This is a genomic window from uncultured Barnesiella sp. (assembly GCF_946496565.1).
GTDB lineage: Bacteria > Bacteroidota > Bacteroidia > Bacteroidales > Barnesiellaceae > Barnesiella > Barnesiella merdigallinarum.
Genome location: NZ_CAMMHD010000011.1, coordinates 94,789 through 115,688 on the forward strand (window position 1 = coordinate 94,789; position 20,900 = coordinate 115,688).

At 51.4% G+C, this 20,900-nt stretch carries 13 protein-coding genes; 7 read left to right on the top strand and 6 right to left on the bottom strand.

Annotated elements, in window-relative coordinates:
* Positions 1-32: 32 nt before the first annotated feature.
* The 6 genes from Q1K76_RS07500 to Q1K76_RS07525 all read right to left on the bottom strand — a co-directional run bounded on the left by Q1K76_RS07500 (position 33) and on the right by Q1K76_RS07525 (position 11,358).
* On the bottom strand, positions 33-1,838 hold the full coding sequence (locus tag Q1K76_RS07500; protein WP_300132248.1) for a RagB/SusD family nutrient uptake outer membrane protein: 1,806 nt from the start codon (positions 1,836-1,838) through the stop codon (positions 33-35).
* Positions 1,839-1,860: 22 nt separating this feature from the next.
* On the bottom strand, positions 1,861-5,346 hold the full coding sequence (locus Q1K76_RS07505) for a TonB-dependent receptor (protein ID WP_300132250.1): 3,486 nt from the start codon (positions 5,344-5,346) through the stop codon (positions 1,861-1,863).
* 194 nt (positions 5,347-5,540) lie between these two features.
* Positions 5,541-7,118: a beta-N-acetylhexosaminidase gene (locus Q1K76_RS07510; protein ID WP_300132252.1), complete on the bottom strand. Its 1,578-nt coding sequence runs from the start codon at positions 7,116-7,118 to the stop codon at positions 5,541-5,543.
* Positions 7,119-7,128: 10 nt separating this feature from the next.
* Positions 7,129-9,546, bottom strand: coding sequence for a hypothetical protein (locus Q1K76_RS07515; RefSeq protein WP_206422492.1), 2,418 nt, complete (start codon positions 9,544-9,546; stop codon positions 7,129-7,131).
* Between the two features lie 73 nt (positions 9,547-9,619).
* Positions 9,620-10,435, bottom strand: coding sequence for a FecR family protein (locus Q1K76_RS07520; RefSeq protein ID WP_300132254.1), 816 nt, complete (start codon positions 10,433-10,435; stop codon positions 9,620-9,622).
* Between the two features lie 278 nt (positions 10,436-10,713).
* Positions 10,714-11,358 carry an RNA polymerase sigma-70 factor gene (locus Q1K76_RS07525; protein WP_087409401.1) on the bottom strand — a complete coding sequence of 215 codons (645 nt, stop codon included), beginning with the start codon at positions 11,356-11,358 and terminating at the stop codon, positions 10,714-10,716.
* Positions 11,359-11,665: 307 nt separating this feature from the next.
* Here Q1K76_RS07525 and Q1K76_RS07530 point away from each other — a divergent pair, with 307 nt between their 5' ends.
* From Q1K76_RS07530 to Q1K76_RS07560, 7 genes are all read left to right on the top strand, one after another.
* Positions 11,666-15,328 (top strand): GH92 family glycosyl hydrolase, encoded by a 3,663-nt coding sequence (locus Q1K76_RS07530; protein WP_300132263.1) that lies wholly within the window; start codon positions 11,666-11,668, stop codon positions 15,326-15,328.
* Between the two features lie 397 nt (positions 15,329-15,725).
* Entirely contained in the window at positions 15,726-16,952 is a 1,227-nt protein-coding gene (locus tag Q1K76_RS07535) for an MBOAT family O-acyltransferase (protein WP_300132256.1), read from the top strand.
* A gap of 12 nt (positions 16,953-16,964) precedes the next feature.
* Positions 16,965-17,939, top strand: coding sequence for a hypothetical protein (locus Q1K76_RS07540; RefSeq protein WP_300132257.1), 975 nt, complete (start codon positions 16,965-16,967; stop codon positions 17,937-17,939).
* Complete coding sequence (locus Q1K76_RS07545) at positions 17,920-18,519, top strand: GDSL-type esterase/lipase family protein (protein WP_300132258.1); 600 nt, start codon at positions 17,920-17,922, stop codon at positions 18,517-18,519. Before Q1K76_RS07540 ends, Q1K76_RS07545 begins: the two co-directional genes overlap by 20 nt.
* Positions 18,516-19,136, top strand: a complete 621-nt coding sequence (locus Q1K76_RS07550; RefSeq protein ID WP_300132260.1) for a hypothetical protein — start codon at positions 18,516-18,518, stop codon at positions 19,134-19,136. The genes Q1K76_RS07545 and Q1K76_RS07550 overlap by 4 nt, the downstream gene beginning before the upstream one ends.
* A gap of 71 nt (positions 19,137-19,207) precedes the next feature.
* Positions 19,208-20,218 (top strand): RhuM family protein, encoded by a 1,011-nt coding sequence (rhuM, locus tag Q1K76_RS07555; protein WP_300132265.1) that lies wholly within the window; start codon positions 19,208-19,210, stop codon positions 20,216-20,218.
* A 1-nt stretch (position 20,219) separates the two neighbouring features.
* Positions 20,220-20,687: a hypothetical protein gene (locus Q1K76_RS07560; protein ID WP_087409408.1), complete on the top strand. Its 468-nt coding sequence runs from the start codon at positions 20,220-20,222 to the stop codon at positions 20,685-20,687.
* Positions 20,688-20,900 lie beyond the last annotated feature (213 nt).

The window sequence follows — 20,900 nt, forward strand, 5'->3', positions numbered from 1 at the left end:
CTCTCCCGGTATCTGAGCATTATCTCAATCGTTTAGAAACTTAGACCGTCGTCCCAACCGGGATTCTGAGTGAGTGCTCCGTTGGTGAGCGACCGTTCGGTGGTGGGAATGGGATAGAGGTAATCGCGCTCTTCGTTGAACTCGCGCGGCTCTACGGCAATGTCGTGGCAGATGATGTTGCCGTTGTCGCCACCGGTGAGGGTGAACACCTCGTCCAGTTTGTAGAATTTACGGATATTCTTCACCGAGGGCTTTTTGCCGGTGTAGATACAGATGTCGACTTTTTCGCTGTCTTGAAGAGTGCCGTCGTTCATGTCGAAGATGCCGTAGCGGTCTTCGCCCGAACCTTCGGTCAAGCCGGGGAAGTACATGCCCATGAAGGGCTGTTCGAGCATTTTGCCCTCTTTCCAGCGCATGAGGTCGTAGTATCTGAAACCTTCGAGTATCAGTTCGATGGTACGCTCGCGGCGGATTTCCAGGATGACACCCTTGTTGGCCCCGGTTACGTTGTGATAGCCCGAGTTCTCGGCCGTAAGGTAGGGGTCGGGGTTGGCGTTGGCGGCAGCGAGGTCGATGTTGGGCATGCCCACCCGGTCGCGGATTTTCTTGATGGACTTGTCCAGGTCGGCCTGTGTGAGGGTTCCCAGTTCGGCTTTAGCCTCGGCAAAGTTCAGATATACCTCGGCGGCACGGAACAGGATGTAGTCGTTCGACGAGCCCAGATAGCCGTCGCCCGAAGCATCGGTCACCCATTTGATAATCTGGTAGCCGGTAGTCGAGGCGGTGAAATCGGGAGACATCACGGCGTCGCTGTTGATACGCATGTATCCGGGACCTACTACGGTTTGGGTCAAGCGGGGGTCGCGGTTCTGCATTTCGTCGTAGTATTGCATTTCGTCGTAGCCGGGTATGTCGGTGAAGCGGCTGCCGTCTTTCATCAGGTAGCTGTTGACGATTTTCTTGTTCATGCCCGGTCGTCCGTAGGTAGTAGACATGGTGTAGTAGTTGGCTTCGTGTTTTACGGCTTTGGTGGCATCGTAGTCACGAGCCAGGATGACCTCCTGTTTAATGGCATCCATCGAGGCGAAGAGGTCGCGGTAGGGTTTGTCGCCCGACTGATAGATGCTGTAAGGGCTCTGGTCGATGAACTGTTCCGATACCGTGGCACACTCGTTGAGGAATCTCTCGTAGTCGGCGATACCGTGGTATTTGCGGTAGGTGCCTTCGAAGAGGCAGATTCTCGACTTCAGGGCCATGGCGGTCCACTTGGTGACCAGGTAGAGATCCTGATTGTCGGGGATATACTTGATGGCATAGTCGATGTCGTTCAAGATCGAATCCATGATCAACTGACGGGAGTCACGCGGCTTTTTCAAGTCGGGGTCGGTCGACGAGAGGGGCCGGTTGTACCAGGGTACATCGCCGAATCGTTTCACCTTCTCGAAGTAGAAGTAGGCCCGGAAGAAACGGGCTACACCGTCGTAGTGCTCGCGGGCCGACTGGCTTTCGCAGCGGTGCGAGTATTGCAGGTAGAGGTTGATGTTACGCAGGTAACCCCAGTCCCAACCGCCGCCTGTGGTGGGAATGGTGCGTGTGAGTCCTACCGTTGTGACGGGCAGGGTGAAGATGCATACCACATCCTCCGATTCGCCGTATCCCGATTGGGCGGTGGGAAACTGTCCGTAGAAGTTGTTGGTGAAGGTTTGCAGCTCTTCCTCATTATTGAAATAGGTCTCGGGCGAAAGAGACGACAGCGGGAACCGATCGAGGTCGTCGGCGCAACTTCCGAGGGTGAGGGCTCCGGCCGCTGCCAGAATATATATGAGATTCTTTTTCATAGATATAATTGTATAAGGGTTGTTAGAATGTAATGTCTATACCGAAGGAGAATGTCTTTGCATAGGGATAGACGCGGGCATTGCGGTCGTTGGAGAATTGCTCCGGGTCGATGTATTTGCTCTTGAGTGCCGTCCAGGTGAGCAGGTTGTCACCGCTGAAGTAGACTCTCACGCGGTCTATCTTGGCTTTTTGGGTGAGCGACTGCGGCAGGGTGTAGCCGAAGGTTACGTTTTTGAGACGGCAGTAAGCCAGGTTCTGCAAATAGCGGTTGTTCACGTAGGCCAGGTGACGGTCGCCCTGTGCGGCATAGCCTCTGATTTTGGGGAAGTAGGCATCGGGGTTATCTTCGCTCCAGACATTATCGAGGAAGTCGATAGGCGTGAACGACGAATACGGACGGGCAAAACCACCCCAGAAGAGCATGGCGTCGGTACCCGGGTAAATCTGTTGGCGGCCGATACCCTGGAAGAAGGCTGAGAAGTCGAATCCCAACCAACCGAAGTTGATGTTACCGCTGTAGTTGTAGCGGGGGCGCGAGTTACCGATGATGCGCATGTCGCCTCGGTTGTCGGCCGTCTTGGCACCGTCGTCGATACGGCCGTTACCGTCGAGGTCGACAAAGCGGGGATCGCCGGCCTTCAGACCCTTATACTCGCCTACGGCCGTTTGCAGAATGTTTTTGGCAATGAGCGAGTGGTCTACCTGGGCCTGGTAGGCGGCAGCCTCCTCGTCGCTCTGGAACAGACCGTCGATGGTGTAGCCCCAGATTTCGCCGATGGTCATGCCTTCGTAGTAAGACGATACGTTGAAGTCTTTGGTGGGGTTGTCGTATTTGGTAATCTTCGAGATGTTATCGCCCAGCGAGAACGATACGCCGTAGGTGAAGGGCTTGCCGGCCAGGTTGAACTTGTCGTTCCAGCTGATGGTCAACTCGTAACCTTTCGTGCGCAGGTCGGCGGCATTCTCTTGAGGCGACGAAGTACCGTAGGTAGCCGGCAGCGTTTTGCCCGGGACAAGCATGTCTTTGGTATCGCGGATATACATATCGCCCGTGAAGCTCAATCGGTTGTTGAAGAAGCCCAGGTCGACACCGATGTTTTTGTGAATGACGGTCTCCCAGGTGAAGTTGCCCGATGTGGGAGGCGAAACCGATGCGTAGGTGAGGAACTCGCCGTTGGCCAGATAGTTGTCCATTTGCACCAGATTCAGGGTCTGGATGTAGGGATAGGGGCTCGATATGGCCTGGTTGCCGAGCGAACCGTAAGAACCGCGGATCTTGAAGTTGGAGAAGGTGTTGCGGATAGGTGCAAAGAAGGGTTCTTCGCTCACGCGCCATCCGGCCGAAACCGAGGGGAATAGGGCGGCACGTTTGTCGCGACGGAAACGCGAAGAGGCATCCCAACGCATGTTTACCTCGGCCAGGTAGCGACCTTTCCAGTCGTAACCGACGCGGCCGAAGAAGCTCTCCAGAGCCCATTCATATTGTCCGCCCTCGAGATAGACATCTTTGGAGGGGTCGCCCAGGTTGAAGTCGTTCAATTCGTTGGACTGGAGGTTGAGCATGTAGGAGTAGAGATTCTTCTGATAGTCCTGTTCATAGTCGAAACCGAGTACGCCTCGAACGTGGTGACCGTTGAAGGTGTTGTCGTAGTTGAGGTAGGCATCGATCATGTGGTAGTATTCGCTGTTGCTCCGTTGGCGCAACTTGTTCTTGAAAAGATTGGCCGAGCCGGTGCTTACGATAACGCCGGGTTCGGTCGAATATTCGGCCATCGAGGTGCGCACTACCTTGTCTTGCGTATCGTAGCGGAAGCTGTAGTTGGCATGGAAGGTCAATCCTTTGTAGAGTTTGAAGATGGCGTTGACCGTGGTTGTCAACCGTTTGTTCTTGTCGTTGGTGAAGGTGGTACCGTCGCCGGTCATGATGTGCACGCCGTCGGTCGGTTGCTGTGCGATGACCGCGTTGCTGAATACCCAGCTGCCGTCGGGGTTGTAGGGCATCATAAAGGGCAGGGCATGGAAAGTGTAGTTGGGGATATTGTCACCGTTTTCCAGACCGGGAGCCTTGTATTGCGAGTGGTACAGGTGAGTGGTTACGGTCAGGTTGAACCAGTCTTTGATGTCGCCGCTGATGCGGGCCCGCAGGTTGGCCGTGTTGAAGTGGTCGGGGTTCTGTTTGTAGATACCCTCTTCGGTGTGGTAGTTGGCACTGATGAAGTAGTTCATCTTCTTTGTGCCGCCCGATATGCTCACGTTGTTGTCCCAGGTAGGACGCGTGTGGCTGATGAGGTAGTTGTACCAGTCGAAGTTGGCATAGTACATGTATTGGTCTATACCGCCGATGTTTTTCACTACGGTCCAGGGACGGTCGGGATTCTCTACCTTGTCGTAGCGGCGGGCTTCCAGCTCGGCATAGTCTTCGGCCGTATATTTGGTGTAGGTAGTACCGTTGTAGGAACGGAAGAACTCGTCGACCAGCATGGCAGCATCGTATCCGGTGGTGATGAAGTCGGTGCATACGGTCGAGCCCGAGAAGCCGAACCGTCCGTTGTAGTTGACTTTGGCGTCGCCGGTTTCACCTTTCTTGGTCGTAACGAGAATGACACCGAACGAGGCGCGGGCTCCGTAGATGGCAGCCGACGAGGCATCTTTCAATACCGAGATAGACTCGACGTCGCGCGGGTTGATGTTGTCGAGATCACCCTCGACACCGTCGATGAGCACCAGCGGCTTGGCCTCTTCGTTGATCGAACCGAAACCGCGGATGTTGATGCTGGTACCTTCGTTGGGGCGACCCGAACCGTACGAGATGTTCAAGTTGGGGACAGCACCCTGCAAGGCACGGCCCAGGGTAGCTACCGGCCGGTCTTCGATCTCTTTCGACGAGATGGCGTCGACGGCACCGGTCAGGTTGGCCTTCTTCTGCGTACCGTAACCGATTACCACCACCTCGTTGAGGGCTTTGGTATCTTCGACCAGTTGGATGTTGATGTTACGCTGGTCGTTCACCTTTACCTTTTGCGACAGAAACCCGATGTACGAGAATGTAAGAGTCGTACCGGGAGCGGCCTGAATAGAATAGTTACCGTCGATGTCGGTCACGGTGTTGGCTCCGTCTTTGACCGAGATGTTTACCCCGATAAGGGGTACACCGCTTTCGTCGGTAACCTGTCCGGATATTCTGATAAACGGATCGGCTTTCTTGGTAATTTTTTTCGTTAACACAATGTGGTTCTCTTTTACTTCATAGCCTATGTTCTGGCCTTGAAGTATCTGCGAGAGGGCATCCCCGAGTGAAGCCTCTTTCAGCACAATGTTTACTCGGCGATTCAGATCCACGTCGTTCACATTGAAAAAGAACGATTTCCCGGTTTGCTCCTTGACGGCTTCGATCGCCTCCTTTACCGTGACATTTTTCAGATTCAGTGTAATGTTCTGAGCCTGTACAATCGCGATATTACAGAGTAGCAGAAAAGCCAATAGCAGGTGTCTGTAATGCTTGATCATTGATAGGGTTGATTTAAAGGTTAGTATTTAAGTTTTGGCTATAAGCATGAATGGACGTTATAAAAATTTTGTGTGTTCATCATAAGAGACAACCCACAGAGCCTATCGGGTAGTCTGTGGGTAAAACTTTTTTTTATCTTTTTTTGAACTATGTAAAATAAGCGCGTGTGAAGAGGTAGTGTATGGCGGTATCGCTACGGGACTACGGGATACCACTCGATACCCTTGTGGGCCCAGCGGGGATACAGCAGACGGTCGAGTGCAGAGATGAAGCGGCCGAAGTCTTTCTGGTCGGCCCGGCTCCACCCCGATTCGGCATAGGCGGCGATGCGGGGGAATACCTGTCGTTGCATATCTTCGATGCGAGGTATCCATTCGCTCCACATCTGGCAACCGCTGCCCAGCAGCAGGGGGCGATACTGGTTGTCGATGCCTTGAGGGAATGGCGAGAAGGCATAGGCTTTCTCGAGAGGGAGCTTGGTATAGTTGTAGTCGAGATAGGTGTCGCGGTGCGATGAGTTGATAACCCGGTGCCCCTGTTTCAAGGCTTCGGCAATGAGTGCGGGGTCGCCTTTCCAGAACTGCACGACGGCGTGAGGGTCGAGTGTGTGCGAACTCTCGATGTCGGCTTCGGCCCACTCGTGAATGTTTTTGCCCATGATGTCGTTCCACCCGACCAGGGTGCGGCCGTTGTCATGGATGAATCGGGCAATCTGGTTGGTGAACCACATTTGTACCTCGCTGTAATTGGCCAGGTGTTTCTCTTCCATCAGGCGGGCTATGTCGCGGTTGCTCTCCCAGGCTTCGGGGTGCACTTCGTCGCCACCGATGTGTATGTAGCGGCCGGGGAACAGGTCGAACACTTCGTAAAGTACATTGTGGATGAACTCGATTACCTGCGGGGCGGCTACGTTGAATACGCCCCAGGAGGGGTTGAAATAGGCCGGAATCGAAGGTATGGTATCGAGAGCGCCCAGTTCGGGATAGGCCGTGATGGCGGCCGCGGTATGCCCCGGCATCTCAATCTCGGGGACGATGCGGATGTGTCGCTCGGCGGCAAAGGCAACAATTTCGCGTATGTCGTCGTGGGTGTAGTAGCCACCGTGTACGTTCACATCGTAGTCGGGGCTGTTCCACCCGCCTATCTGGCTGCTGTCGCGATAGGCTCCGATTTGGGTCAGCCGGGGGTATTTCTCGATTTCGATGCGCCATCCCTGGTCGTCGGTGAGGTGCCAGTGGAAGGTGTTCATCTTGAGGTAGGCCATCTCTTCGAGCAGTTGCTTGACGACGGCTTTTCCCTTGAAGTGGCGAGCCTCGTCGAGCATGAAGTCGCGCCACGGATACTCGGGCTTGTCGATGATTTGCAGGCAGGGTATGTGCAACCGGTCTTGCACGGCAAGTTGCCGCAGGGTCTGCATGCCGTAGAAGATACCGGCGTCGTGTGCCCCTTCGATGAGAATCGTGTCGGGCGAGATGGTGAGCCGATAGCCTTCGTCGCCCAGCAGGGAGTCCAGACTCTCGGTCCGAGCCAATACGATGTGATTGTTGCCCGTGCGCTCATGCAGGGCTATGTGTATATCTTCTTCGAGATATTGCTCCAGCAGTTTCACGTTGGTGGCGCTGCAACGTGCCACGATGCCGGTACGAGGGGTGAGTGCAAAAGTTCCCTCACGTAGCTCGATCGACTGGGGTTGCGGGACGAGTAGCGGTTGTGCGGCAAGGGCTATGGCCGAGACGATGCCGGCCAGGAAGAGAATAAGTTTTCGGGTCATGGAATTGTGGCTATTTGAGGTAAATCCATTGGCAGCCAGAGACGGTTTTATGCACGCGTTCCCGGCCTGTCTGTCGGATGTCGATTGTTAGTTTTCGGGGAGTATTGATGTGAATTTTCGAAACAATGGCTTCGGCTGGTACAATGCTGAGGGTCCCCTTTTTCAGTTCGGCCCGGCAGTTGTAGGCCAGCAGTGAACCGTCGTCGCGCACCAGTACATAGGCCGAGGTGAGGGCGCACTCTTCCATTGCCTTGAAAATCTCCTGTACCGTATTGTCTCCGGCACCGCCGCGCTCTTGGAATACACAGAAGGTGTCTTCGTCGTCGGGCCGCAGCCAGGGACTTATCATGTCGAGGTACTGTTCGCCTACAATCGAGTCGGTCACTATGCCGTGATGTTTTTTCTCCGGATCCTCTACATAGAGCTGTGCCTCGACGTAGGGGTCGGGAATGAAGGCCCAGCGCAGGGTACCGTCGGCTTTCATGATTTGTGCGCAGGTACCGAGCGTGTCCATGAAGTCTTTGAGGTAGAACTCCTCGCCGGTGAGCAGATAGAGGTAGTACGAGGCATAGATTTTCCAGGCCGTCCAGCCGTGAGGCGAGTTCATTACCTGGTTGGGAACGAAGTAGACATCGAGAGCCTCCCAGTAGCGCAGGGTTGCACCCCTCATGCGGCAGTCGGGTATGAGCAGCTGTTCGAGGCAGCGGTGCTTCTCCATCAGGTAGCGGGCGGCATCGCGGTAGGCGTTGCGTCGGGCCGTATCGGTGGTCTGCAATCCATACATGCCCAGTTGCAGGGCACTGCACGAAATCATGCCGTCCTCGAAGGTCATGTCGCCCTCGGTCTCGATATTGTCGCGACGGGAGCAAAGGTCGTCGATAGCCCGTTGTGCCGACTCTGAATGTCGGGTATATCGCTCGTTCCACAGCGGTTCGTCGGCCAGTTTTTGTTCGGCATTGGCCAACTCGAGCATCGACTTGGCCGTATAGATAACGGCTGTGTAGTGGGTGCCTTGTGAGCGGTAGGCCCCGTCGGGACCCTGTATCCGGTCGGAGCAGAGGTAATCGGCTATGTGAGCCGCTTTTTCCAGATAGGGGCGGGAACCTGTGGCCTCCCACAGATCGACCAGCATGCCCATCAAGGCCGAGAAGTTCTGTATGCGGTGGGGCAGGGCGTCGGGGTTGGGAATCCAGGTCGTGGTATCGATGATGAGGGGCAGGGTGCGGTCGAAGCGTCGTTGCAGGGCTTGGTCTTTCTCCGGGTCGGGGAAATATTTGGCAGTGAGGAATGCGGTGTAGTATCCGTAGAAAGTCTCGCAGGCGTTGGAAAAGATAGGTTGATTGCGGGCTACGAAATCGCGGGCGTTCTTCATGTACCACGACCAGGGTTGCCGCACGAATACGCGGGCTTCGGCCCGTTGGCCCGACTCGTTGGTTGCCACAATGCGGTATTCGCCCAGCTGGGCGGGAGCGAATGAGGCTTGGAAGAGTCCGTTTCCAATCGATCGGGTTGCCGTGCCGATGTGTTTCGCGTCGGGACCTTCGATTGATAGGGTTATCGGGCTGGTCGAGTTGACCCGTATGTCGAGAGGCTCGTCGGGCAATAGGGTATATCGGTTGCATTCGATCAGAGGTATATCGGCCCAGGCCGACAGCTGGGACTTGACATGGTCGAGCGAGTCGATGCGTCCCAGGTGAATCTCCCAACTGCGGGTTTCGCCCGGAGCCAGTTGCGTGAGGTGCTGCGGATGGCGTTCGGGCAGAGGCAGGGTGTGCAACAGTTCGAGGCTGGCCGTCCTTATCTGGTGTCCCCATTTCCATTTATACCACCCTTCGTAGATGTAGTTGAGCGCATACGAGGCGACCGGTTGCGAGGTGGCAAAGCCGAATAGAACTTGTCGGGGAGACATGAAATAGCCCCAGGCAAAATCTTTTTCGCAGCGCAGCAGGGTAGGGAAAAACTTATTATCCCATTGCGGATAGGAGTGCATTTCGCTGTCGATGCCCAGAATCAGCCGGCTGCGTTTGGGGCAGAAGGGCTTGTCGCTCAGATTGGTCATGGAACACTCAACCACGAGGTGGTCGCCGGCCGAGCGGTAGGTCATGCGATAGGCTATGTGGTCGCGTTCGCCGATAAAGCTCCCCGGTTCTTTGGCATAATGGGCGAGCATGACCTCCTCCCAGGCAGGGCCCGACAGACGGTCGTGACGGAAAGGGATGGTTTGCCATTCGCCGTCGGCGAAATATTCGTATCGGTCGATGGTGCCGTCGGAAAGTCGAATAAAGGCTTTCCAGTCGGGACCTTCGACAATGTACTGTTCTTGAGGCTGTGAGGCCGGTGCTTGCAGGGGCAGCAACAGAGCTATCAACAGCCAGAACCGCTGGATGAGGTAGCCTGCCGGGAGAGTCGAAAATCGTTTGTTTGTCATGGTCGATAGGGTATAAGAGAGGCTTGCAGACCTTTTGTGCAGGCCTACTCACGGGTAAATAGTCGTAGGTTGTTTATTGAAATATTTCTATTTCGTTTTTACTAATCTTGTAGTGATAGTTAAACTTGTTGGTGGCCGCCATGATATTCATAATCTCGTTGATATTGTTCGACTCGATTACGAAGTCGCCGTAGAATATCATCTTTTTCAAGGTGTCGTCCTTGATGCTGATGTCGACATCGAAAGTCCGCTCCAGAGCTCGGGCAATAGTCTCCATGTTCTCTTCGTCGAAGTATAGGTGGCCGTTTATCCAGGCGTTGGCATTTTTCACGCCATCGGTTTTCACGTGGGTGATTTTATTTCTTTTGTCGTAGTGGGCTATCTGGCCGGGTTTCAGGGTGTTTTTTCCTTGCGGGTTGAGCAGAGCCACCGACCCCTCCATGAGGGCTACCTTGATAAGGGTGTCCTCGGGATAGTTCCGGACGTTGAATTTCGTACCCAGAACTTCGACCTTGATGTCGTCTGATGTGACATGGAAGGGTAACTCCTTGTTCTTGTTGACCTCGAAATAGCCTTCGCCCTCCAGTTTTATATCCCGGTTGTCGACCCCGAATTTATTGTCGTAGGAGAGTTTGGAATCGGCGTTGAGCCATACGCAGGTACCGTCGGGAAGCGTAAGTTTCAGTTTCGACCCGCGGGGCGACTCCAGCGAGTAGGCCAACGGCTGCTGCGACAGTTGGTGATGGTCGGAGAAGTAGATGGTACTCATACCGGCTACGAAGGCAATCACCAGACTGGCTGCAATATAGACGACCCGATGCCACAAGGGTCGAATGCGGGTGTGCTCTTTTTGTCGTTTTTCCTGGGCAATACGTTTTTTGAATTTCAAGAAAGCTCGCTCTTTAAGCCGATCGAAATCTTTTTTCTCCCGGAGCGAAGAGATGAGCCAGACTTGTTGAATTTCTGAGAAATAGGCTTTGTTCTCCTCATTCTCGTCAATCCAGTCTTTCAAGCGTTTCAAATCGGGAAGGGTAATTGTCCGATTCAGGAAAGAGAGAATCAGATTGTTTATCTGTTCGTTATGTCTATTATCGTGCTTCATATTTCAAAAGAAAGACAGGTTTAATCGCTTCCAGGGTAGTATGAGAATCTTCTATTTAAGCATTTTTAAATATTTAGAAATTCCAACAACTTTTCAAGGGTTCCCGTTACAGGTATTTGGCTGGTTATCGACAGGAGCAAAAGAACCATCAGGTAATCTTTCAAGTCTATCCTTAGGCGAGAGAGTGCGTTTTTGATATGGTATTTTACCGTATTGACCGAAATTCCCATCTGGGCGGCAATCTCTTCGTATTTCATGTCGTGGTACCGGCTCATGACAAAAGCCTTTCGGCACTCCTCGGACAGGTTGTCGATAGCTGTGGCTATGGCGCTTTCGAGTTCGGTTTCGAGTATCTTTTCGAGCGGGTGTTCCTCTTCGATGAAATAGAACGACTCTATATCGGTGTAGTCTTGCAGCGAGTTGACCGATACCTCCTTGGCAATGTATTCCTGTTGCAGATAGTTGATAGCCCTATTTTTTACACTGCGTATAAGGTATGAACGCAGGGAGGTATGTATGTTCAGTTTTTCACGTATCTCCCAGATGTTGTATATCACATCTTCTACTACGGTTTCGGCCATGTCGTTGTCGCACAGGTAGCCCTTGGCGACAGCACACAGATAACCGTAATATTTGTCATAAATATATCGGAAGGCATCTTCTTCGCCTTTCTGCAAGTAATCTATAATATTTTCGTCGGTTATCTTCATAGGGCCTTTTTAGCAGAGGGAGCATGTGATGAAACATAAGGCAAATATATGAAAATAAATTTATTTTTGTCAAGTCGGCATAGATATGTCACAAAGATTTCATGAAAGGAGAATGGTTGATTTTTCTCTAAGGTCCATTTTTTTGAGGGTATGGTTTTGGGGGATGCTGCTTTGAAAGGTGTCTCATATAAAAACACAATCATTCATCTTAAATTGTTTTATCATGAGAAACGTAACCTTTCTTATTTTAATGTGCTTTTTGTCTTTTTTTACGCCGGCTTATGCGGTGTATGACAATCTTTATTTGGTGGGTAATGCAACCGAAGCGGGGTGGAACCCCGATGCGGCTATTCCTATGGAACGGAGCGAAGCGGGTGTCTTTTCGTGGACGGGTACGCTGACCGATTATAGCGTGGACCAGGCCCGATTCAAATTTCTGGTGGCTAACCGTTGGGAGCCGTCGATTACTTGTCGTTGCGACGTGTCGGGGCACTTGCTGGTCGAGCCGGGGGTCGAGTATGATTTGTATGAACGTCCTACGGCCAACGACGGATACGACAACGCTTTTCAAGTGGCGGTGACTGGTGTGTATACTCTTGAGGTGAACCTCAACACGATGAAGATGGTGTGCACGAAGCAGGATGAGACCGAGCGGGAGAATTGGGAGTATGTGCGTCCCGAGATCGGTGCCGATGGCGAGGGGCATGTATTCCCGGGTGTCTGCACGCCTTTCGGTCTGGTAAAACTGGGGCCCGATTGCGGCGACATGAATGCCAATGCCGGGTGGAGTAGCGGCGGTAATATACACGGCTTCAGTCATCTGCACGTGAGTGGAACCGGCGGAGGCCCCAAATATGGCAATATTTTGTTTCAGCCGATGACGGGCGACTTGAACTTGGCCGACTATTCGTCGGCTCGCACGGGCGAACGGTTCGGGCTGGATTTGTACGAAGTGACCTTGTGCAAATACAACATCGGTGTGCGGCTGACAGCATTGGACAGAGCGGGGTTCCACGAATATACGTTCCCGCAGTCGGCTTCGTCGAAGGTTCTGATTGACGCAGGCAGTTGCCTGACGCTGAATGTAGAGTCGCAAGAGTTGATGGCTTCGGGAGTAAAGATTCTTTCCGATCATGAAATCGAAGGCTACTCGACCGTTCGCGGGGGGTGGAATCTGGGAGACCCGTATACGGCCTATTTTTATGCCATATTCGATACTCCGGCCGATGCGTATGCGGTGTGGCGTGGTACGTCGGTATTGACGGGTAACGAGGTCGATGCAACCGGTACCGAGAAGTCGGGAGCTTATTTCGAATTTAATACGACCGAGTCGCAGAAGATTCGGGCAAAGGTGGGCATTTCGTTTATCAGTACGGCCCAAGCCAGGGAGAATGTATCGGGTCTGTCGTCATGGAGTTTCGATGAGGTACGTCAGGCAGGTATCGACCGATGGAACGAGGTGCTGAATACGGTAGATGTCGAGGGAACCGACAACGACAAGACTATTTTCTATTCGGCTCTGTATCACGCCTATCTTCAGCCCAGCGACCGCACGGGCGAGAATCCGTTGTGGCAATCGGACGAACCCTACTACGACGATTACTATGCGATATGGGATACGTTCCGCGCCACTCATCCGTTGTTTACGCTGCTTACTCCTTCGCGTCAGGCCGATATGGTGCGGTCTATGATCGATATTTATGAGCACGAAGGATATATGCCCGACGGTCGCAGCGGTAACTGCAACGGTCGGGTGCAGGGGGGCTCGAACAGCGATATCCTGATAGCCGATGCAATGGTCAAGAATCTGCCGGGTATCGACTATGAAAAGGGGTTGGCGGCCATGATCAAGAATGCCGAGGTAGAGCCTGCCGACCCTCGTAAAGAGGGCCGTGGCGGTGTCGAGGAGTATAACAGCAAGGGGTATCTGTCGACGGCTACCGAGCGTTCGGGGAGCCGCACCTATGAGTATTCCTATTGCGACTACGCCATTGCCACGGTAGCCGGGAAGTTGGGCCAACAAGAGGTTTATGAGAAATACCTCGAGCGGTCGAACAACTGGAAGAATCTGTGGAACGACAACATCAACAGCTTGGGATTCAAGGGATTCTTGTGGCCGAAAAACAGTAACGGCGACTGGGTGAACGAACGGGACTACAACGTGTTCCGTCGCGACGGCTGGGAAGGTATCGTATACGAGTCGTTCCCGTGGGAGATGTCGTTTTATGTGCCTCACGATGTAAACGGGCTCATTGCCCGCTGTGGCGGCAAGGAGACCTTCTTGCGTCGGCTGGATACCTATTTCACCCATGTCGAGAACGGATTCGACCAGGGCAGTTACATGGGGCTGTTCCAGATAAGCAACGAGCCGGCCTTTCTGGTACCGAGCCTCTATAACTATGTGAACCGCCCCGACAAGGCTGCCGAGATTGTGCGCAAGGTCTTGAAAAACCGATACAACATATCGGCTACCGGGCTGCCCGGTAACGACGACTCGGGTTCGATGTCGGCCTGGTATATCTTCCATGCCATGGGCTTTTTCCCCAATGCGGGGCAAGATGTATACCTCATTTCGAGCCCGGTATTTGCACATACGACCATTCGTCTCGAGAATGGAAATACGTTTGAAATCGTAGCTACGGGAGCCAGCGACAAGAATATTTATATCCAATCGGCCCGCCTGAACGGTGAACCGCTCGACCGCTGTTGGTTGCGTCACGACGAAATCGTGGCCGGCGGTACGCTCGAATTTGTCATGGGTGAGGAGCCCTCGACCTGGGCTTTCGATGGTGAAACCCCTCCCTCTTCGCCGGTAGGCATCGACGAGGTGTCGCCTGAGATTGAGTCGCCCCAGGTCCGTATCCAGTCGTATAGTGCTCAGGTGGGGGAGAATGAAGCGGCTTATTGCCTTTTCGAAGAGCCTGAGAAATATGTCAAGTGGTGCGACAACAAGAGCACCGAGCCGTGGGTGATTTTCGAGTTGGCCGATGTCTATGAGGTCGACCGCTTCGTCTTTCGCGACTCCAAAACGGTAGAGGGCAATAACAACGTGCACTCCTATCGCATCTATACCAGTCTGACCGGCGCCGATGGCGATTGGGAAGAGGTGGTGAACCGTAACGACGAAGCCGCCGGAAATGCCAACGTGAAGGACCATCGTCTGGCCGAACCGAGGGCCGCCCGATATGTCAAATTCTCCATGGAGCTCCCGACCGGCGAGAATGCCGTGCGTATCTATGGATTCGATATATATGGGCACTTGAAGGAGCGGGTCGATCGGGGTGCGCTGGTCAGCGTGGGCAAGACTTTTTTGAAGTCGTCGGGCTCCCGATCGTTTTACGCCAATGCCCGTCACCTGTTCGACGGTGTTACCGCCGATACCGAGTATCATTGGACATTCGACAAGTCGGCTGCCGACCGTCACTATTGTATCGTCGATCTGGAGGATGTCTACAAGGTGAATACCTTTAAGGTATATGACTCGGGACAGATTGACGGATATAACGTCTATGTGGCTACCGAATGTCCCGACCTTGATAAAGACAATGCGACCGACGGAAACGAAGGGTGGACTCTCGTCACCTCGGGCCTGAACAAGAACTGTAAATCCGTGACGATAGAGCCGGTAGAGGCCCGTTATGTGAAACTCGAGATACCGAGCGAGCATGTTGAAGGAGAATCGGCTTCGGTGACCGAGTTTGAGGTGTATCGAAGCGATACCCCGACAGGCATTGAAGCTACTGGAAACGAAGATTTTGCCGTCTATCCCAACCCGGTAAAGCGGGGAGAGTCGCTGCATTTGATGGCACAAGGGCTCGTGAGTATCTATACGATAGATGGCAAGCCGGTGTGGAGTAGTTGGGTCGATGAGGCTGCAACACTCTCGACCGATGATTTTTTGCCTGGAATCTATTTGGGTCAGGTCAATGGCTTGGAAAGAAACGAATCGTTCAAGTTGATTGTGGAATAAGGAATCCATTAGTTTGATAATTCAAAGGGGAGGGTGAGGAGCTGCACGAGAAGTACCTCGTCCTCCTCTTTTCATTTTGCATGTTTCCTATGTATATCTCCCGCTCGAAATGCTTCAAAATTGTCGGGTTATGCCACGTTCTACTCAAAATAGTATTACATTTGCGGTGCCAATTATTTATTTGTTGAAGTAAAGAATCGATACCGTGCTGTTTAATTCCTTAGAATTCATACTGTTTTTTCCGATAGTTTGCTTGGTCTACTTTTTGTTGCCAAAGCTCAAGTGGAGGACGCTTTTTCTGCTGGTGGCCAGCTACTATTTTTACATGTGTTGGGAGCCTACTTATGCGTTGCTGCTGTTGACCAGTACGGCAATTACCTATGTTTCGGGGTTGTGTATGAGTCGTTTTCAAGAACAAAAGTGGCGCAAGACGGCCTTGGTTTCGGGAATCGTAATCAATCTGGGGATTTTGTTTTTCTATAAATATTACGAGTTTGCCGGGTCGCTCATTACCGATTTCTTTTCATGGTTTGGGATTGGAATCAGCATACCTCAGTGGAATGTGCTGCTGCCGGTGGGAATTTCGTTCTATATATTCCAGGTCGTGGGATATGCGGTTGATGTATATCGGGGTACGATAAAGGCCGAGAAAAACTTTATCGTCTATGCGCTCTTCATTTCGTTCTTCCCGCAGTTGGTTGCCGGACCCATCGAGCGGGCCAGGAACATGTTGCCCCAGTTCAAGGAGAAGCACAAGTTTTCGTACGAGAATTTCGATAGGGGATTGCGCTGGATGTTGTGGGGCTTTTTTATGAAACTCTGTGTGGCCGACCGCATTTCGACCTATGTCGATGCCGTGTACAACAATTATATGGAGCACTCGGGTACGAGTCTGCTGCTGGCAACCTTTTTCTTTACCTTCCAGATTTATTGCGACTTTGCCGGGTATTCGCTCATAGCCATAGGCTCGTCGCGGATTATGGGATTCCACTTGATGGAAAACTTTCATCGTCCCTATTTCTCGAGGAGCATCAAGGAGTTTTGGCGGCGATGGCATATCTCGTTGTCGACCTGGTTTAAGGACTATCTGTATATTCCGTTGGGGGGGAATCGGGTGAGCCATTGGCGGCATCTGTGGAATCTGTTTGTCACCTTTCTGGTGAGCGGTATTTGGCACGGTGCCAACCTTACTTTTGTGCTGTGGGGTACTCTGCACGGACTGTATCAGGTGGTAGGGATTGAGAAAAACCGGTTGCTGCCTCAGGTGAAAGCGCCCCGGAAGCTGCATGCCGTATTGAATTGTTTAGTGACTTTTGTGCTGGTGATGTTTGCCTGGATATTCTTCCGGGCCAACGATTTACATTCGGCCTTCGAAATTATCGGTCGCATCTTTACCCATCAGGGCGCCTTGTTTACTGGCGAGGGTATCCCCTCGTTACTGCTGGGATTTATGTGTATCGGTATCCTCATGTTGAAGGAGTTGAAAGATGAGTTGTCGCTGAAAATTTACGCTCTGGATTCTCCTCATTATGGTGTGCGCATCGCTTCGATGTCGCTCTTCCTTGCGTTTATCATCTTGTCGGCTTCGTTCGATGGAGGCGCTTTTATTTATTTTCAATTTTAGAAACGGTCGGTTATGAACAGAGATGTGATAAAGTGTATCAAAACCTGTGTCGCTCTGGTGGTGATTGTGATACTGCTCGATGTATTGTTCGGGCAGATCATGTCGTTCTATTCAAAGCGGTATGGTTTGCCGGGCGACTATGCCAAGATTGAGTATCTGTTCAGGCAGTCGCAAGACGATGTCTTGATTTTGGGCTCGTCGGTAGCCATCAATAGCTTTATGCCTGCTCCGATGATGGATAGTCTGGGCGTGTCGATATTCAATGGCGGATGTAATGCCCAGAATCTTGTCTTTTTCAGGTGTGTGGTCGACGGTGCGCTGAAACATCATCAGCCTCGAGGCATTATTTTGGTGTTGCAGCCCGATGAGTTGGCTTTTGACGATATGGGCAGAATCTCGTTGTTGAATCCGTATTACGGACAGAGTTCCCTGATGGATTCGACATTGGCGTTGCAGAACAATGGCAAAGCCGCCTTTTTCCTGCATTCCAATCTGTATAGATACAATACGGTTTGGTTTCGCATATTGTTGCAGAGTTTCCTTCCCAAGGAAGAGATGGCCAACTATGGTTTTGTGGCCAAGCATAAGCCCCTGCTTTTACCTGAGTTTAATGACCTGGGCAGTAGACCCGACGACCGCTTTGTTGCACCGGATAAGTTGCAAAGCCTGCAAGCTATTATCGGACAGGTGCAGGCCGACGATGTAGAGTTGTTGGTCGTTATACCTCCCTGTTACAAGCGGTTGATGGCCGGGGGTAATCCATATTCGAAACAACTGCTGAAACAGGTGTGTCAAGAGCATGGTGTTCAGGTGATGGATTACAGCGAGATGGACTATTTTTGGCAGCGACCTGAATTGTTTTACGACAACTCGCACTTGAATGGCGAGGGGGCCAACGTCTTTACACAGATGTTTATCGGCCAGATTTTGAAAAGTGAGTTTTACCAACGTGTAAAAAATAAGAGCGATGAATCGAATAAGAACTAAATTTTTGATTGTGATGACGATGTTGATGGGTTTAGCCTCTTCGTGTTCCGACGATGGTGTATCCGAACTGTGCTTCGTAGGCGATTCGCTGGTAGCCGGTTGGGATGTGAAGTCGTCGTTCCCTACCCGTGTGGTGCGAAACGATGGCGTGAGCGGGGCCCATTTGGAAGATATTCTCACCTGGAATCTCGATTACCGGGGTAAAGATGTGGTGATGCTCATCGGTACGAACAACTTGGGCTATGAATTTATCGACGAGCAGACGCGCCCGCAGTTCATTGCCGATTTTGTCGAGGAGTATCGACATACGATCGAGACATTGGCTCCTCGTCGTGTCTTTGTCATCTCAATCCTGCCACGGAGTGCCGAGAACGACGACAAGAATATTTCGCTATATATCCGTGAACTGAATGCGGCCCTTGAGCAAATGGTAGCCACATTGGGTTATGGAACCTTCGTCGATGTGTATGACTATTTTCTGTACAAAGGGGGTATGAATATGAACTATTCGCTCGACGGACTCCACCTGAACGATTTGGGTTATAATATATTGAATGTAAGATTGTCAAAAGAGTTATGAAACTGAAATATCTGCTTTTAGGAATTGTCGCTTCGCTCGCTTGCAGCGGGTGGGCGCAGGTCGATACGCTCTCTGCAAAATCCGTTTTCGTAGGATTGCGAAACAACAAATACGTATTTGCCGGCTATCAATCAGGCAAATGGTCGGTAGGCCTTGAGAATACATTGTGGATACGCAACCCCAAAGAACAGTATATCCGGGCTGTCGGGGGCTATCGGCTCGATACGGGCCTGTGGGGTATGCTCTTTTCGGCCGATGCATTTGCCGGTGCCAACTATGCCGGCCGGTACTACGACGGGAGTGTGAAAGTCGGCTTGGACAAGACCTTGGACCGGTTCAGCTTTGGGGCCGGAGTCATGGCGCTTTACGATTCCGACCTGGGTTACAACACCTGTTATACGGTACATGCCGCTTGTCGCATCATTCAGGAAGCCTCGCTGGTCGTAGATATAACCAACATTCCAGAATACCGTATGCCCGAGCATCGCATCGTACCCGGGTTGTTGTTCCGGGCGCGTAAACTTTGGGTACGCCCCGAGCTCTCCATCCCGCTCAACGACAATATTCAGTTTACCCGGGTACTGCTCTCGTTCCGATACGACTTCTTATTGAAATAATATAATCAATTGAATGACCTATGACCGATACTCTTCAGCTCAACGAGCACAACAAGGAAGAATATCCGCCCATGCACACCACCGAGTTGGAAGCCTCTTCGATTGTGATATATACGACTGCCGATAATCAAATTTCGTTAGAGGTAAAGATGAATGGCGATACAGTGTGGCTTACACAAGGGCAGATGGCCGAATTGTTTGGCCGTGATAGAACGGTGATAGGCAGGCATATAAAAAGTATATTCCAAGAGGGTGAGTTGAAGCCCGAAGAGGTGTGTGCAAATTTTGCACATACCACTCGACATGGTTCGTTAAAGGGGAAATCTCAAACTCGTACAATCGTTTACTACAACCTCGATGTGATTATTTCGGTCGGTTATCGAGTAAAAAGTTTGCGCGGTACTCAGTTCAGACAGTGGGCGAATAGAATATTAAGGAAATACCTTGTCAAGGGGTTTGTTGTCAATGAAAAACTTAAACTGGATCGCTATCAGGAGTTGAAGAGTATGGTTCATATCTTGGGCAATACGATAAAGCGACAAGACATGTTGACCTCGGATCAGACTAAAGGGTTATTGGCTGTAGTAACTGATTATGTGTATGCGCTTGACATATTGGATAAATATGATTATCAGCAACTCTCTATCGAAGCAACAACTCAAGGAGAGAGGTTTCATGCTACATACGAAAATGCCATGCAGGCAATTCAGTCGTTGAAAACCAAATTTGGCGATAGCGATTTGTTTGCTCATGAAAAAGACCAATCGTTCCGAAGCTCTATTGCTACGATATATCAGACCTTCGATGGGAAAGAACTCTATCCCAGTATCGAGGAAAAAGCCGCTATGTTGTTGTACTTAGTGACTAAGAATCATTCTTTTAATGATGGAAATAAGCGTATTGCAGCCATGCTTTTTCTTTGGTTTATGGAAAATAACGGTATTTTGTACAGGGCCAATGGTGAGAAACGTATTGCCGATAATACATTAGTGGCACTTACGTTGATGATAGCAGAAAGTCGAACCGAAGAAAAGGATATTATTAAAAAAGTAATAGTCAATCTAATCAATCAAAGAAATTGATATGGAGCAAAATTTGCAACCTCAGCTCAACGAGCACAACAAGGAAGAATATCCGCCCATGCACACCACCGAGCACATCGTCAACCAGACGATGATACGCCTCTTCGGGTGCGGTCGTGCAGTCTCGGCGCATATCGAAAGAAAGAAAAGCAAACTCGATTTCAAGTTACCGCAACCTCCCACCGAGGCCGAGATTCAGCAAATCGAAGATTGTGTCAACCGCGTGATTCAGGAACATCTGCCCGTAACCACACAATACATTACTCAAGACGAAGCCCGCCATCGTTTCGATTTGGCACGGCTCCCGCAAAATGCCTCCGAAACGGTGCGGGTTGTCAAGGTCGGCGATTATGACCAATGTCTCTGTATCGGGAAGCATGTAGAGAACACCTCCGAGATAGGGACCTTCAAAATCATCAGCCACGACTACAACGACGGTATCCTTCGGCTGCGATTCAAATTGCTATAATCTCTTGGCCCGATTGGGTGGAATTGGGCTCAAAAAACTTCTCGAGCTCGAACAGGAAGGTTTTTGAGTATAAAAAAGTCAAACCCGATAACCTTTTATAACAATCAGTAAATAAAAAGGTTGAACGAAATCGCTCGAAAATGCCGAAAATTTTTTGAAAAAAAAGTTGCTGAAAAATTTGGAAGGGAAAAGAAAAAGGGTGTATCTTTGCAT